This window comes from Agrobacterium sp. CMT1 (genome assembly GCF_037203725.1).
Classification (GTDB): Bacteria; Pseudomonadota; Alphaproteobacteria; order Rhizobiales; family Rhizobiaceae; genus Agrobacterium; species Agrobacterium pusense.
In genome coordinates, this window is sequence record NZ_JBBCAR010000015.1 from 24,588 (window position 1) to 39,308 (window position 14,721).

Below are 14,721 nucleotides of genomic sequence, written 5' to 3' on the forward strand. Positions count from 1 at the left end.
GCCCTTCGGAAGTGCGCGGAACATATGTAGAGCGATCCGTTCGGTCAACCCAAAAAAAGCGCTTTCGGCGATCAATCCGGTTTTTTTTGTCGCACCCCCGAAAAGGTGATTGGAGAGAGGGGGCGGCCGGGGATAAAACCGGCGTCAAGTGTGTCTGCCTGGCGGCTGAAATCGTTTTGCGGCAATGACATGCGTGAAAATGAAGCGTGAAGCGGTGGCGGCTCTCAAGAATTGCGGCGGCTTTGCGGGATGCGGAGTTTCTCTTGTCGATTGCCGATATTTCCCTGTTCAGCGCGCTTTTGGCTGGCGCTCTTTCGTTTCTGTCGCCCTGCGTTCTGCCGCTGGTGCCGCCTTATCTCTGTTATATGGCGGGTGTGTCGGTCGAGCAGTTCAGGACGGAAGACGCGGCACCACGGCCGGAGATTCGCAGGGCCGTTCTGTTTTCGGCCTTCTTTTTCACACTCGGTTTTGCCACCGTCTTCGTGGCGCTGGGCGCGGGCGCCTCGACGATAGGCACGCTTCTGCGCCAGAATCTCGACATTCTCGCCAAGATCGGCGGTTTCATCATCATCCTGATGGGCCTGAATTTCCTAGGCGTGTTCCGTATCGGCCTGTTTTCCCGCGAGGCCCGGTTTCAGGGCGCGGGCAAGCCGGCGACGCTGTCCGGAGCCTATATCATGGGACTCGCCTTCGCCTTTGGCTGGACGCCCTGCATCGGCCCGGTTCTTGGCGCGATTCTCGGCGTTGCTGCTTCACGCGACACGGTCGGCGACGGCGCAATGTTGCTTGCGGTTTATTCCCTTGGCCTTGCGGTACCGTTCTGGATCGCGGCGGCGTTTTCCGGCTCCTTCATGCGTTTCCTCGTCCGCTTCCGTCGCCATCTCGGCCTCGTGGAAAAGCTGCTCGGCGTGTTGCTGGTGCTCACCGGCCTCGCTTTCATATCCGGCTTTATCACCAATGTGGCGATCTGGTTCCAGGAGACCTTTCCGATCCTGATGCAAATCGGCTAAGCCTCCCGCTGGAGTTGCTTGCGGGGGAGACATAGTGACTGACATCGTGGGATTGCTGTTGCCGTTTTTCGGCCTCATCTTGATCGGCTACGGCGCTGCGCGCATCACGAAACAGCCGGTCGAGGCGATGGGCTGGCTGAACACCTTCATCATCTACGCGGCGCTGCCGGCGCTGTTTTTCAAGCTGGTGTCGAAAACGCCGGTGGAAGAACTGGCGCGGATGGATTTCGTTGCCGCCAGCCTCGTCTGTACCTATGGCATTTTCTTGGTTGTGTTCCTGATCGGTCGTTTTGTCCGGAAAAACAGCCTCGCTGAAACGACGATCCAAAGTTTCGCGGCAAGTTACGGCAATATCGGCTATATGGGCCCGGGCATTGCGCTTCTGGCGCTCGGCGAAAAGGCGGCGGTGCCTGTGGCGCTCATCGTCTGCCTCGAAAACGCCGCGCATTTCATTGTCGCGCCGGCGATGATGGCCGTTGCAGGCGGCGACAAGCGTTCCCCGGCGAAGCTTGCGCTGGATGTGGCCCGCAAGGTCATCACCCATCCCTTCATCGTATCCGTCCTCGCCGGTTTCCTGGCCGCTTCGCTGTCATGGCAACCGCCGGAGGCGGTGCAGCGGCTGGTGGATTATCTGGCGCAATCAGCCGCACCCTGTGCGCTGTTTGCAATGGGCGTGACGCTGGCACTTCGGCCGATGAAGCGGGTGCCGGTGGAGATCAGCTACATCGTGCCGGCAAAACTCATCCTGCATCCGCTCGCCGTTTATCTCGTGTTGTCGTCGCTCGGGCGATTCGAGCCGGTGTGGATCTATTCCGCCGTGCTGCTGGCTGCTTTGCCGACCGCGACGAATGTCTTCGTCATCGGCCAGCAATATCATGTGTGGCAGGAGCGGGCGTCGGCGACGATCCTGATTTCGACGGTGCTGTCGGTTCTCACGCTGACGGGCGTGGTTTATTTCATCCAGCCTTTTTGAAGCTGCCGAACAGCAGTGAGGGCAGGGCCTTCAGGCCCCGGCCGGGTTCGATGCCTTCGCGCATGACAATGCTTCGGAGCGTGCCGATGCCGGAAAGCACGTGCAGGCCGGCTGCGCGCGCCATCTGGATGGGCAGGAAATCCGAAAGCAGCGAGCGGTTCAGGAGATCGACGCTCAGTGTGCGGCTATAGACATCCGCCCGCCGCCTGCGGTCGAAGCTGCTGCCGGCATCGGCCGCAATGGGGCGGTCGGAAACGGCGCTCAGCAATTCCGTCAGTGAGATGATGTCGCGCAGGCTGAGGTTCAGTCCCTGTGCGCCGATGGGCGGAAAACCATGTGCCGCCTCGCCGATCAGGGCGACGCGGCCCTTGCCGAAGCGATGGGCGGTCATGGAAGAGAGCGGCCATGCCTGGACGCTATCCTCGACGGTAACGGCGCCCAGCATGGACTGCATGCGTTCCTCGACCCGAAGGCTCAGCGCTTCCAGTGGCAGGGCAGTCAGTTCTTCCGCCTGTTGCGGGGTGACGACCCAGACGAGGCTGGAGCGGTTGCCGGGAAGGGGAACCTGCGTGAAAGGGCCGGTGGGCGTGTGGAATTCCGTCGAAACATTTCCATGCTGTCGGCTGTGGCCGAAGTTCAAAACGACGGCGGTCTGCGGATAGGACCAGGATTTCACGCCGATGCCGGCTGCATCCCGGACCATCGACTTCCTGCCATCTGCCCCGATGAGGAAATCGGCAGAGAGCGTTTCGCCGTCCGCAAGCGTCACCGTCACGCGGTCGTCGCCGATATCGATCGCCTCGGCGAAGGTGTCGAGGCGGATAATATTGTGTTCCTGCTCCACCGCTTCGCTGAGAACACCGAGCAAGGCCTCGTTGGGGATGTTCCAACCAAATGCATCCAGGCCGATTTCGGAGGAACGGAACTGCACTGTCGGTGCTCGCAACAGACGGTCGGTTCCGTCTATGATCTGCATGGTGGAAAGGCGGGCGGCCGAAGGCGCGATGCGTGACCACAGGCCGAGACGGTCCAGGAAGCGGATAGACTGGTCCATCAGCGCCGTGGTGCGCCGGTCCTTCCTGTCGGTGGAAGGTGCTACGAGCGCCACGTGGCGACCCGCCCGTGCCAGTGCGATGGCCGCGATCTGACCCGCAAGTCCTGCACCTGTTATGGCGATATCGAAGTGTCTCATGGTCCTGATCCGTTGTTATTTCCAGAGCATCATAAAGGCTTTGCATCGGCAAATCCACTTCCGGCCGGGAACATCCGGTTGTGAAGATTCATTGGCTCTGCCGCCACATTAGTCTTAGGATAAGCGGACTGAGCCGGTTGCAAAGCGTGGTGAATGGCCGCATACCGGAATAAGCAGGGCGGATGAAAAGCGGGGCGCAGACGCTGACCATGAAAATTTTCAACTACAAGCGTGTTCCCTATGCGGAAATCCGCGCCTTTTCCGTTCATATTCTAACGGCGTCCGGTTCCTTTCTTGCCTTCCTTGGCGTCGTCGCTGCTTCCGAGCACCGTTTTGTCGATATGTTCTGGTGGCTTGGTCTTGCGCTGCTGGTGGATGGGATAGACGGCCCTATCGCCCGGAAGGTCCGGGTCAAGGAAGTGCTGCCAAACTGGTCGGGCGATACGCTCGACAACATCATCGATTACGTGACCTATGTTCTTCTGCCTGCCTTCGCGCTCTATCAGAGCGGCATGATTGGAGAGCCATGGTCCTTTGTGGCGGCGGGCATGATCGTGGTGTCCAGTGCTATCTACTATGCCGACATGGGGATGAAGACGGACGAATATTTCTTCTCGGGCTTCCCCGTGGTGTGGAACATGGTGATCTTCACGCTCTTCGTGATGGATGCCAGCGCCACCACCGCCATGACAGTCGTGACTGTTTCGGTGTTCCTGACATTTCTGCCGATCAATTTCCTGCATCCCGTGCGGGTGAAGCGGCTGCGGTCCCTTAATCTTCTTGTCGTGGCCATCTGGTGCGCCCTTGGTGGTTACGCGCTGCTGATGCATTTCCAGACGCCGACATGGGCGGTGGTGGGGTTCGTGGCGAGCGGCATCTACCTGTATTGCATCGGAGGAATTTTACAGTTTTTCCCAACGCTCGGCGCGAAATGATGAAGAGGTAAAGCCGTTTATTGCTTGTGCAAATTGCATTTAAGCAGCTTCTTTTTCAGTTGTGCGCAGCAGCAAAACCGTTATCAATAAGTTCTGATCACGTATCATTACATACTTTTTGGTGCGGGATTGGGAACAATGACCGCGACCGTCTGAAACGCCTCGAAGAAGGCATGGACGGTTGGTGAGAGAGGGAACTCGTGACTGGAACTTTGGCGCCGGAGGCCGTGCCTCTCCTGTCCGTTCGCAAGCTGACCAAGCTGTTCGGCAATTTCGCCGCCTGCAACGGTATCGATCTCGATATTGCGCCGGGTGAAATCCATGCGCTCCTGGGTGAAAACGGCGCGGGTAAATCCACGCTCGTCAAGATGCTGTTCGGCGTTCTCGCACCGACCGAGGGCGAAATCATCTGGCAGGGTGAGCCGGTTTCGGTGGGTTCGCCAAGCGAAGCCCGCAGGCTCGGCATCGGCATGGTCTTCCAGCATTTTTCGCTGTTCGAGGCGCTGACGGTTGCCGAGAACATTGCCCTGTCGCTCGATCCGAAAATTTCATTGAAGGAAATCGCCAGGGAAGCGGAGACCCTGTCGCGCGCCTATGGCCTGCCGCTCGACCCCAATGCGCATGTGGCCGATCTTTCGGTCGGCGAGCGCCAGCGCATCGAAATTGTCCGTGCTCTGCTGCAGAACCCGCGCCTTATCATTCTTGACGAACCGACCTCGGTTCTGACGCCGCAGGAGGCCGACAAGCTTTTCGAGACGCTGGAGAAGCTGAAGGCCGAAGGCCGTTCCGTGCTTTATATCAGCCATCGTCTCGAAGAGGTTCAACGCATCTGCGACCGCGCCACGGTTCTGCGCCATGGCAAGGTGACTGGTGCCTGCGATCCGCGTCGGGAGACACCGGCATCGCTGGCGCGCATGATGGTGGGCAGCGATGTCGCCAGTGTGTCGCGCGCGACGGGCGAAGCGCTGGGTGCGCCGCAGATCGAAGTCATGGGGCTTTCGGTCGCGCCGCGCACGCCGTTCGCCGTGGCATTGAAATCGATTTCGATGACCGTGCGCGCCGGGGAGGTGCTGGCGATCGCCGGGGTCGCGGGAAACGGGCAGGGTGAGCTGTTCGACGCGCTTTCGGGGGAATACCCGGTTTATAATAACGATGCGATCCATCTCCGCGGCAAGCCGGTCGGCCGGATCGGCATCAACGGTCGCCGGCTGATGGGGGCGGGTTTCGTACCGGAAGAGCGCCATGGCCACGCCGCCGTTCCCGGAATGAGCCTCTCCGACAATCTGTTGCTCGCGCGGGCCCGCTCCGATCGCAAGGCGTTCCTGACCGGCGGTTTCCTGCGTATTGTCAGGGGGTCGGCCATCAGGGCAGCGGCGCGGCGCATATCGGAAACCATGGATGTACGCAAAAGCGGGGCCGATCCGCTGGCAGGCTCGCTCTCAGGCGGCAATCTGCAGAAGTTCATCGTGGGACGCGAGCTCGACCGCCAGCCGGCCGTGCTTGTCGTCAACCAGCCGACGTGGGGCGTGGATGCGGGTGCTGCAAGCCGCATCCGTCAGGCACTTGTCGATCTTGCCAAGTCGGGCTCGGCGGTCATCGTCATCAGTCAGGACCTGGATGAAATCTTTGAACTCGCCACCAATATCGCGGTCATCTCCGACGGCAAGCTTTCCGAGGCCCATCCGGTGGAGGAAATGACGCTCGAAAAGATCGGCCTGTTGATGGGCGGCATTCACACGACACATTCGGGAGCCGCCCAGCATGCGCATTGAGCTTGAAAAACGCGCAGGGGTTTCCCGGCTTTTTACATTTCTGTCCCCGCTTCTGGCGCTGGTGCTGACCCTGCTGATCGGTGCTGTCATGTTCGCCATGCTCGGGAAGAACCCGGCCCATGCGCTTTATGCCTTCTTTGTGGAACCATTGCTCGAAGTCTGGTCCCTGCACGAGCTGGCGATCAAGGCCGCGCCGCTGATCCTGATCGGTGTCGGCCTGTCGATCTGTTATCGCTCCAATAACTGGAACATCGGAGCGGAAGGGCAATTCACCATCGGTGCGATTACTGGCTCCATACTGCCGGTTCTTTATCCGGACTGGCATTCGCCGCTGCTTCTGCCACTCATGCTGGTGATGGGAGCTCTCGGCGGGGCGCTTTATGCGGGCATTCCCGCTCTCCTGAAGACGAAGTTTAATACCAACGAAATCCTCGTCAGCCTGATGCTGGTCTACGTTGCACAGCTTTTCCTCGACTGGCTGACGCGCGGAATCTGGCGTGATCCGGGCGGTTATAATTTCCCGCAGACCAAGCCGTTCAACGATAGCGCCGTGTTGCCGGAGATGCTGGCATCGGGCCGGGCGCACTGGGGCTTCGTTTTCGCCATTGTCGCGGCGATCGCGCTGTGGTTCATGATGCGCTACATGCTGAAGGGCTTCGAAGTCACCGTGCTTGGCCAGTCGGCCCGGGCAGGGCGATTTGCCGGTTTCTCGTCGAGCCGCATGGTGTGGTTTTCGCTGCTGCTATCGGGCGCGCTGGCCGGTCTTGCGGGCATTTCGGAAGCCTCCGGCTCCATCGGTCACCTCCAGCCCAGCATTTCGCCGGGCTATGGTTTTACAGCCATCATCGTCGCGTTTCTCGGCCGTCTTAACCCGCTTGGCATTATCCTGTCGGGGCTGGTGCTGGCGCTGACCTATCTCGGCGGCGAGGCGGCGCAGCTTTCGATCGGTGTATCGGACAAGGTAACGCGTGTGTTCCAGGGTCTGATGCTGTTCTTCGTGCTCTCCTGCGATACGCTCATCTTCTATCGCATCAAGGTCGTTTTTGCCGGCAAGGCGCATCACAAGCAGGGAGCGGCATGATGGATATGCTTCAGGCCATTCTCCTCACCGTCATCACCGCCGCGACGCCGCTCGTCATAGCCGCCTCCGGCGAACTGGTGGTGGAGCGATCCGGTGTGCTCAATCTCGGCGTCGAAGGCATGATGATCATGGGTGCGGTCTGCGCTTTCGCGACCGCCCATATGACGGGCTCGCCCTATCTCGGCATTCTGGCCGGCATTGCTTCGGGTGCGGTTTTTTCGCTGCTGTTCGGTTTTCTGACATTGACGCTGGTTACCAATCAGGTGGCGACGGGTCTTGCGCTCACCATTCTGGGCCTGGGCGTATCCGGTATGCTGGGCGAAAGCTTCGTTGGCCTGCCAGGCGTCAAGCTGCAGCCGATCGTCTTTCCCGTTCTGTCGGACATACCCTTCATCGGCCCGCTGCTCTTCCGGCAGGATCTGATCTTCTACCTTTCCATAGGGCTGGTGGCCGGCATAGGCTGGTTCCTGTTCAAAAGCCGGGCGGGCCTGAAGATACGCGCCATCGGCGATAGTCATGCCTCGGCCCATGCGCTCGGGATCAACGTCATCCGCACACGCTATCTGACTGTCATGTTCGGCGGTGCCTGTGCCGGTCTCGCTGGCGCGCAGCTTTCGCTGGTTTATACGCCGCAATGGGTGGAAAACATGTCGGCCGGGCGTGGCTGGATTGCGCTGGCGCTCGTTGTCTTCGCGTCCTGGCGTCCATGGCGGGTGCTCGCCGGCGGTTATCTGTTCGGCGCCGTCACCATCGGGCAATTGCACGCGCAGGCCTTCGGCATCGGGGTGCCGTCGCAGCTTTTGTCGGCGCTACCTTACCTTGCAACTATTGTCGTGCTGGTCATCATCTCGCATAATCGCCGCACGACGTTGATCAATACACCGGCATCGCTGGGCAAGTCCTTCGTGCCGGACAGGTAAAGCATTCTCACGTCTCCAAACCAACAGGGGTAAAAATGAAAAAACTGGTCATCGCACTTGCCGCTTCCATCGCGGCGCTGGGAGGCGTTGTTTCCTCCGCTGAAGCCGCCGACGCCAAGAAGGTCTGCTTCATCTATGTCGGTAGCCGCACCGATGGCGGCTGGACGCAGGCGCATGATATCGGCCGCGAAGAGCTGCAGAAGCACTTCGGCGACAAGATCGAAACGCCGTTCCTCGAAAGCGTTCCGGAAGGCCCGGATGCTGAACGCGCCATCGAGCGCATGGCCCGCTCCGGCTGCGAACTGGTGTTCACCACCTCCTTCGGCTTCATGGATGCGACCGTGAAGGTTGCCCAGAAATTTCCGAAGGTGAAGTTCGAGCACGCAACCGGCTTCAAGACGGCCGAAAACGTCGCGACCTACAATTCGCGTTTCTATGAAGGCCGTTACATTCAGGGCCAGATCGCCGCGAAAATGTCCAAGAAGGGCGTTGCCGGTTACATCGCGTCCTTCCCGATCCCGGAAGTGGTGATGGGCATCGACGCCTTCGTTCTCGGCGCGCAGTCCGTTAATCCCGAATTCAAGGTCAAGGTCGTCTGGGCCAACACCTGGTTCGACCCCGGCAAGGAAGCCGATGCTGCGAAGGCGCTGATCGACCAGGGCGTCGATATCCTGACGCAGCACACCGACACGACGGCACCGATGCAGGTTGCAGCCGAGCGCGGCATCAAGGCATTCGGCCAGGCCTCCGACATGATCAAGGCCGGTCCTGAGACGCAGCTGACCGCGATCAAGGATACCTGGGGCGCTTATTACATCAAGCGCACGCAGGCTCTTCTCGATGGCACCTGGAAGTCGGAATCGGTCTGGGACGGCCTGAAGGACGGTATCCTGACCATGGCGCCCTACACCAACATGCCTGACGACGTGAAGAAGATGGCCGAGGACACCGAAGCCAAGATCAAGTCCGGCGAACTGCACCCCTTCACCGGCCCGGTGAAGAAGCAGGACGGCTCGGAATGGCTGAAGGCTGGTGAAAAGGCTGAGGACAAGGTCCTGCTCGGCCTCAACTTCTACGTTGCCGGCGTGGACGACAAGCTGCCGCAATAATCTGCGTTGTGGGACAGGGTGTCATCCTCGGCCTTGACCCGGATGACACTCTCCATGTCCATGGATCCTCGCCTGAAGGGCGAGGATGACGTGGGAAATTGCGTTCGCAAAGATCGGGGCTGTACATCGACGCATGTGCAGCCTTGCTTATTTTCATGGGTTTTATTGCGTAGATGAAGTTTGCCTTTGCTTTTCCGGCAACTTGATGTCTTTCACTATATTCTGACTGAAGATACACGTCTGGCGCGATTTTTAAAATCGCCAACCGAACGGAAGGACATGGCACTTGCAGCGCGGAATGCTCGATGCGGCGATCGGTCTACGAAAGCTGCGGACAAATCATGCACAGGTCGTTCACAAGCTCGGTCTCGACATCGTGTCCGGCAACTTCAGGACCGGCGACATCCTGCCAGGCGATGCGGAGCTGATGGAGCGGCTTAAAGTTTCGCGCACCGTGCTGCGCGAAGCGATGAAGACGCTGACGGCCAAGGGCATGATTTCCCCCAAGGCGCGGATTGGTACGCGGGTGACGGAGCGCGAAAGCTGGAACATGTTCGACAGCGAAGTGCTGCTATGGCACTTCGAGGCCGGCGTCAGCGATGAGTTCCTGCTGCATCTCTACGACATCCGCAAAGCCTTCGAACCCTATGGCGCCGGGCTTGCCGCCATCAGGGCAAAGGATGCGGATATCGCAAAGCTTGCCGCCTATGCCAATGAGATGGGCAATACTGCTTATTCGAAAGAAAAGCGCGCGCTCGCGGACATGAATTTCCATGTCCTCATCACCGAAATGTCGGGCAACCCGTTCATGCGCACCGTTGGTTCGCTGATAAAGGCGGCTCTGGCGGGCATTTTCCGGATGAGCAATCCGGACACCGATCCCAATGAAATTTCCGATGTTTCAGCTTCGCACCTGAAGCTCGTGGAAGCCTTTCGTTTGCATGACGAGGCCGCCGCGCGTCGCGAGATGGAAAGATTGATTGAGAACGGTCGCCAGCAGGTACTGGAATTCACTGCCCGCAACTCCCGGCGATAAATCAGACGGTGGAAGCAGGATGTGATCCCGCTCCAATCACGTTTGATGAAAACCGGTGCGGAAATTTGGTGCAGATCTGCATGGTTTCTTAAGTGGGCCGCCGTTATAGCAATCCGGAATGAAATTACCGATGCGGCCGTCCGTTTTGCCGGACGGCGCAAAGTCAAACATGTGCCGCTGTATCGGCTGCCAGGCAGTCGCCGACGGGGTGTTGGAGGTCTTATGGAGCGCAGCTCTCTAGCCGTTATTCTCGCAGCGGGCGACAGCACGCGTATGAAGTCGTCGAAATCCAAGGTGCTGCATCCGGTCGCCGGCCGTCCGATGATTGCGCATGTGGTCGAGGCGGTGGCTGGATCGGGCGTGGGCACGGTGGCGCTCGTCGTCGGACGTGACGCCGACAATGTTGCCACGGCGGCGAGCCTGCCGGGACTTCAGGTTGAGACTTTTCTTCAGACGGAACGCAAAGGTACCGGCCATGCCGTGCTTGCCGCACGTGCGGCAATCGAACGCGGCTTCGACGATCTCATCATCGCTTATGGCGACGTGCCGCTCATTACCTCCGCCACGCTCGACCGGGCCCGCGAGGCCATTGCTTCCGGCGCCGATGTCGCGGTGATCGGTTTTCATACCGACCGGCCCACGGGTTATGGCCGGCTGCTGGTCGAGAATGGCGAGCTGGTGGCGATCCGCGAGGAAAAGGATGCGACCGACGAAGAGCGCAGGGTGACCTGGTGCAATAGTGGTCTGATGGCGATCAATGGCCGCAATGCCCTTGATCTGCTCGACCGGATCGGCAACGGCAATGTGAAGGGCGAATATTATCTGACGGACGTGGTCGAAATCGCCCGGTCGCTCGGCCGCCGCGCCGTCGCCATCGATGCACCGGAAACAGAACTGGTCGGCTGCAACAACCGCGCCGAACTGGCCTTCATCGAAAAGCTCTGGCAGGAGCGCCGCCGCCATGAATTGATGGTCGACGGCGTATCGATGATCGCGCCTGAAACTGTCTTCCTCTCCTTTGATACGACGATCGGTCAGGACGCGCTGATCGAGCCCAATGTCGTTTTTGGTCCCGGCGTGACGGTCGAACCGGGTGCCGTGATCCATGCCTTCTCACACCTCGAAGGCGCGCATGTCGCGGAAGGTGCCACTGTTGGTCCCTATGCCCGGCTGCGACCGGGGGCCAACCTGCACGCCAACTCCAAGGTGGGTAATTTCTGCGAGGTCAAGAAGGCCGAGATCGGCGAGGGGGCCAAGGTCAATCATCTCACCTATATCGGCGACGCCTTCGTTGGCGCGGGCAGCAATATCGGTGCCGGCACCATCACCTGCAATTATGACGGTTACAACAAGGCTGAGACGCGGATCGGCGCGAACAGCTTCGTTGGTTCCAACTCGTCGCTGGTTGCTCCCGTGACGATTGGCGAGGGGGCCTATATCGCCTCCGGCAGCGTCATCACCGATGACGTGCCCGATGATGCGCTGGCTTTTGGGCGTGCGCGCCAGGAGGTGAAGCCGGGCCGCGCAACCGTAGTGCGGGAGCGGGCGAAGGCGCTGAAGGAAGCGAAGAAAAAGTCGTCTTGAAGGACGTTACGAAGCGATACCGAAGTGACCGGCGCCATAATTGCGGATTGCACGGGAAAGATTAGAAGTTTCGGCGAAAAGATCGCCGTCTGGAGATATATATGTGCGGAATTGTCGGAATTGTCGGAACTGAGCCCGTTGCTGAACGGCTTGTCGATGCACTGAAGCGTCTCGAATATCGTGGCTACGATTCAGCCGGCGTTGCAACGATCGACAATGGCGCGATGGATCGCCGCCGTGCCGAGGGCAAGCTCTTTAATCTTGAAAAGCTGGTGTCCGAAAAGCCGCTGCCGGGCGTGGTCGGCATCGCGCATACACGCTGGGCGACCCACGGCGTGCCGAATGAAACCAACGCTCACCCGCACTTCGTCGATGGCGTGGCCGTCGTCCATAACGGCATCATCGAAAACTTCGCCGAACTGCGCGAAGAACTGACCGCCGAGGGCGCGACCTTCACCACCCAGACCGACACCGAGGTGGTGGCGCAGCTTCTGGCGAAATATACCCGCGAGGGCCTTGGCCATCGCGAAGCGATGCTGAAGATGCTGAACCGCGTGACGGGCGCTTATGCGCTGGTGGTGATGTTCAAGGACGATCCCGGCACGCTGCTTTCGGCGCGTTCCGGCCCGCCGCTTGCCGTCGGTTATGGCCGCGGAGAAATGTTCCTGGGTTCCGACGCCATTGCGCTGTCGCCCTTCACCAACGAGATCACCTATCTGGTGGATGGCGACTGCGCCATCGTGACCCGGCAGGGTGCTGAGATCATCGATTTCTCCGGCAAGCCGGTGAAGCGCGAGCGGCAGATATCGCAGGCGACGGCCTATGTCGTCGACAAGGGCAACCATCGCCACTTCATGGAAAAGGAAATCTACGAGCAGCCGGAAGTCATTTCCCATGCGCTCAGCCATTATGTGGATTTCGCCTCCAAGACCGTGAAAGAGGCCGATAAGGCCATCGATTTCGCCAAGCTTTCCGGACTTGCGATCTCCGCCTGCGGCACGGCTTATCTTTCCGGCCTGATCGGCAAATACTGGTTCGAGCGTTATGCGCGCCTGCCGGTGGAGATCGATGTGGCCTCCGAGTTCCGCTATCGCGAAATGCCACTTCAGCCAACGCAGGCGGCGCTCTTCATCTCGCAATCGGGCGAGACAGCCGATACGCTGGCATCGCTGCGCTATTGCAAGGAAAGCGATCTCAAGATCGGCGCCATCGTCAATGTGCGGGAATCGACCATTGCCCGGGAATCGGACGCCATCTTCCCGATCCTTGCCGGACCGGAAATCGGCGTCGCTTCCACCAAGGCCTTCACCTGCCAGCTTGCGGTGCTTGCTTCGCTCGCCATCGCCGCCGGCAAGGCGCGCGGCACTCTGAAGCCTGGTCAGGAAAAGGAACTTGTGCAACATCTGATCGAGATGCCGCGCATCATGAGCCAGGTGCTCAACATCATCCAGCCGCAGATAGAGGGCCTGTCGCGCGATCTGTCGCGCTTCAAGGACGTGCTTTATCTCGGCCGGGGCACCAGCTTCCCGCTGGCGCTGGAAGGCGCGCTGAAGCTCAAGGAAATTTCCTATATTCACGCCGAAGGTTATGCTGCCGGCGAGCTGAAGCACGGCCCCATCGCGCTGATCGACGAGAACATGCCCGTCATCGTGATTGCGCCGCATGATCGCTTCTTCGAAAAGACCGTTTCGAACATGCAAGAAGTCGCCGCGCGCGGCGGCCGTATCATCTTCATCACGGATGAGAAGGGAGCTGCCGCTTCCAAGCTCGACACCATGGCGACGATCACGCTGCCGACCGTCGACGAACTGATCGCACCGATGGTCTTCTCGCTGCCCATTCAGCTGCTGGCCTATCACACCGCCGTTTTCATGGGTACGGATGTCGACCAGCCGCGCAACCTTGCAAAATCGGTCACGGTGGAATGATCATCCGGCCGGAGCGCCAGGGTGACGAAGAGGCGATTGCCTGCGTTACGGAAGAAGCCTTCCGTAACGTCGAGCATAGCGACAAGACCGAACATCTGATCGTGGCGCGGCTGCGGGAGGCCGGTGCGCTCACGGTTTCGCTCGTGGCCGAAGACAGCGAAGGGATCGTCGGCCATATCGGCTTTTCGCCCGTGACACTTTCAAGCGGCGACAGCGGCTGGTTTTGCCTTGCGCCTCTTTCGGTGACGCCGGAACGGCAGGGCGAGGGTATCGGCTCCCGGCTGGTGCGTGAAGGGCTTGCTGCGCTTGATCGGCTGAGCGCATCGGGATGTGTCGTTGCCGGCGATTCCGATTATTATGGACGCTTCGGTTTTCGCGCCGTCGAAGGCCTAAGCGCTATGGGGATTCCTGACGAATATTTCACAGTTCTTCGCTTGCATGGGGGAACGCCATCCGGCATTGTCAGTTTTCATCCGGGTTTCGATAGCGACAGCGCTTAACGCGAACGGTAAATGACCGACATTCCTCCCAAAATTTCCTTTGCGACACGGTTGCGCAACAGCTTCCTGACGGGCGTTCTGATCCTCGCGCCCGTCACCATTACCATGTGGCTGGTGTGGAGCTTCCTGCAATGGGCGGATAGCTGGGTGAAGCCCTATATTCCCGCCCGTTACGATCCCGAGCAATATTTCGATGTGGCCATTCCGGGCTTCGGCCTGCTGATCGCTGTCATCGGCATCACCCTCATCGGCTTTCTCGGCAATAACCTGATCGGGAAATGGATTGTCGGCGTCGGTGAATCCATCCTCAACCGCATGCCGTTGGTGCGGCCGATCTATAAAAGCATCAAACAGCTGTTCGAATCCGTCCTGAAGGAGCACTCGAACTCCTTCAAGAAGGTTGGCCTGATCGAGTTCCCGTCGTCAGGCACATGGGCGATGGTGTTTGTGGCTTCCGAGGCAAAGGGCGAACTCGCCCATCGCTTCAACGAGATGGGCCAGCAGATGGTCGCCGTCTTCCTGCCGCCCACACCGGTGCCGACGGCGGGCTTCCTGCTGTTCGTGCCCAAGGACAAGATCGTGATGCTGGACATGACTCCAGAGGATGCGGCGAAGCTGCTGATCTCGGGTGGTCTTGTGGCGCCGGATTTCAAGCCGCCGAAGATGATCGCGCCGGTCTAA

General features: G+C 59.7%; 13 protein-coding genes. 12 read left to right on the forward strand and 1 reads right to left on the reverse strand.

Features of this window, described 5'->3' with window-relative positions; all coding sequences use genetic code 11:
• The first annotated feature begins 263 nt into the window (after positions 1–263).
• Positions 264–1,010, forward strand: a complete 747-nt coding sequence (locus WA845_RS17745; RefSeq protein ID WP_022556323.1) for a cytochrome c biogenesis CcdA family protein — start codon at positions 264–266, stop codon at positions 1,008–1,010.
• A gap of 34 nt (positions 1,011–1,044) precedes the next feature.
• A complete protein-coding gene (locus WA845_RS17750) occupies positions 1,045–1,983 on the forward strand; it encodes an AEC family transporter (RefSeq protein WP_072494470.1) in 939 nt (312 codons plus the stop codon).
• Here WA845_RS17750 and WA845_RS17755 read toward each other — a convergent pair.
• Positions 1,967–3,175: a UbiH/UbiF family hydroxylase gene (locus tag WA845_RS17755; protein WP_207587086.1), complete on the reverse strand. Its 1,209-nt coding sequence runs from the start codon at positions 3,173–3,175 to the stop codon at positions 1,967–1,969. The genes WA845_RS17750 and WA845_RS17755 overlap by 17 nt on opposite strands.
• 209 nt (positions 3,176–3,384) lie before the next feature.
• Here WA845_RS17755 and pcsA point away from each other — a divergent pair, with 209 nt between their 5' ends.
• The 10 genes from pcsA (at position 3,385) to WA845_RS17805 (ending at position 14,721) form a co-directional block, all read left to right on the forward strand.
• Positions 3,385–4,110, forward strand: a complete 726-nt coding sequence (gene pcsA / locus WA845_RS17760) for a phosphatidylcholine synthase (RefSeq protein ID WP_006698811.1) — start codon at positions 3,385–3,387, stop codon at positions 4,108–4,110.
• A gap of 212 nt (positions 4,111–4,322) precedes the next feature.
• Positions 4,323–5,882 (forward strand): ATP-binding cassette domain-containing protein, encoded by a 1,560-nt coding sequence (locus WA845_RS17765; RefSeq protein ID WP_162719185.1) that lies wholly within the window; start codon positions 4,323–4,325, stop codon positions 5,880–5,882.
• A complete protein-coding gene (locus WA845_RS17770) occupies positions 5,872–6,963 on the forward strand; it encodes an ABC transporter permease subunit (protein WP_112554538.1) in 1,092 nt (363 codons plus the stop codon). Before WA845_RS17765 ends, WA845_RS17770 begins: the two co-directional genes overlap by 11 nt.
• Complete coding sequence (locus tag WA845_RS17775) at positions 6,963–7,883, forward strand: ABC transporter permease (RefSeq protein WP_004442337.1); 921 nt, start codon at positions 6,963–6,965, stop codon at positions 7,881–7,883. Before WA845_RS17770 ends, WA845_RS17775 begins: the two co-directional genes overlap by 1 nt.
• A gap of 35 nt (positions 7,884–7,918) precedes the next feature.
• Positions 7,919–8,992: a BMP family ABC transporter substrate-binding protein gene (locus WA845_RS17780; protein ID WP_004442334.1), complete on the forward strand. Its 1,074-nt coding sequence runs from the start codon at positions 7,919–7,921 to the stop codon at positions 8,990–8,992.
• A 298-nt stretch (positions 8,993–9,290) separates the two neighbouring features.
• The gene (locus tag WA845_RS17785; RefSeq protein ID WP_006698813.1) at positions 9,291–10,028 is read left to right on the forward strand and encodes a FadR/GntR family transcriptional regulator; all 738 of its coding nucleotides are present in this window, start codon (positions 9,291–9,293) and stop codon (positions 10,026–10,028) included.
• A gap of 222 nt (positions 10,029–10,250) precedes the next feature.
• Positions 10,251–11,612 (forward strand): bifunctional UDP-N-acetylglucosamine diphosphorylase/glucosamine-1-phosphate N-acetyltransferase GlmU, encoded by a 1,362-nt coding sequence (gene glmU / locus WA845_RS17790; protein ID WP_112554536.1) that lies wholly within the window; start codon positions 10,251–10,253, stop codon positions 11,610–11,612.
• Positions 11,613–11,713: 101 nt separating this feature from the next.
• Positions 11,714–13,540, forward strand: a complete 1,827-nt coding sequence (gene glmS / locus WA845_RS17795) for a glutamine--fructose-6-phosphate transaminase (isomerizing) (protein WP_004442330.1) — start codon at positions 11,714–11,716, stop codon at positions 13,538–13,540.
• The gene (locus WA845_RS17800) at positions 13,537–14,040 is read left to right on the forward strand and encodes a GNAT family N-acetyltransferase (RefSeq protein ID WP_112554534.1); all 504 of its coding nucleotides are present in this window, start codon (positions 13,537–13,539) and stop codon (positions 14,038–14,040) included. The genes glmS and WA845_RS17800 overlap by 4 nt, the downstream gene beginning before the upstream one ends.
• Positions 14,041–14,052: 12 nt before the next feature.
• Positions 14,053–14,721, forward strand: coding sequence for a DUF502 domain-containing protein (locus WA845_RS17805; RefSeq protein WP_004442327.1), 669 nt, complete (start codon positions 14,053–14,055; stop codon positions 14,719–14,721).

Bases quoted from the DNA above. Each gene is read 5' to 3' on its own strand.
- WA845_RS17755 (WP_207587086.1), bottom strand. From the start codon at position 3,175: ATGAGACACTTCGATATCGCCATAACAGGTGCAGGACTTGCGGGTCAG.
- pcsA (WP_006698811.1), top strand. From the start codon at position 3,385: ATGAAAATTTTCAACTACAAGCGTGTTCCCTATGCGGAAATCCGCGCC.
- WA845_RS17770 (WP_112554538.1), top strand. From the start codon at position 5,872: ATGCGCATTGAGCTTGAAAAACGCGCAGGGGTTTCCCGGCTTTTTACA.
- WA845_RS17775 (WP_004442337.1), top strand. From the start codon at position 6,963: ATGGATATGCTTCAGGCCATTCTCCTCACCGTCATCACCGCCGCGACG.
- WA845_RS17780 (WP_004442334.1), top strand. From the start codon at position 7,919: ATGAAAAAACTGGTCATCGCACTTGCCGCTTCCATCGCGGCGCTGGGA.
- WA845_RS17785 (WP_006698813.1), top strand. From the start codon at position 9,291: ATGCTCGATGCGGCGATCGGTCTACGAAAGCTGCGGACAAATCATGCA.
- glmU (WP_112554536.1), top strand. From the start codon at position 10,251: ATGGAGCGCAGCTCTCTAGCCGTTATTCTCGCAGCGGGCGACAGCACG.
- glmS (WP_004442330.1), top strand. From the start codon at position 11,714: ATGTGCGGAATTGTCGGAATTGTCGGAACTGAGCCCGTTGCTGAACGG.
- WA845_RS17800 (WP_112554534.1), top strand. From the start codon at position 13,537: ATGATCATCCGGCCGGAGCGCCAGGGTGACGAAGAGGCGATTGCCTGC.
- WA845_RS17805 (WP_004442327.1), top strand. From the start codon at position 14,053: ATGACCGACATTCCTCCCAAAATTTCCTTTGCGACACGGTTGCGCAAC.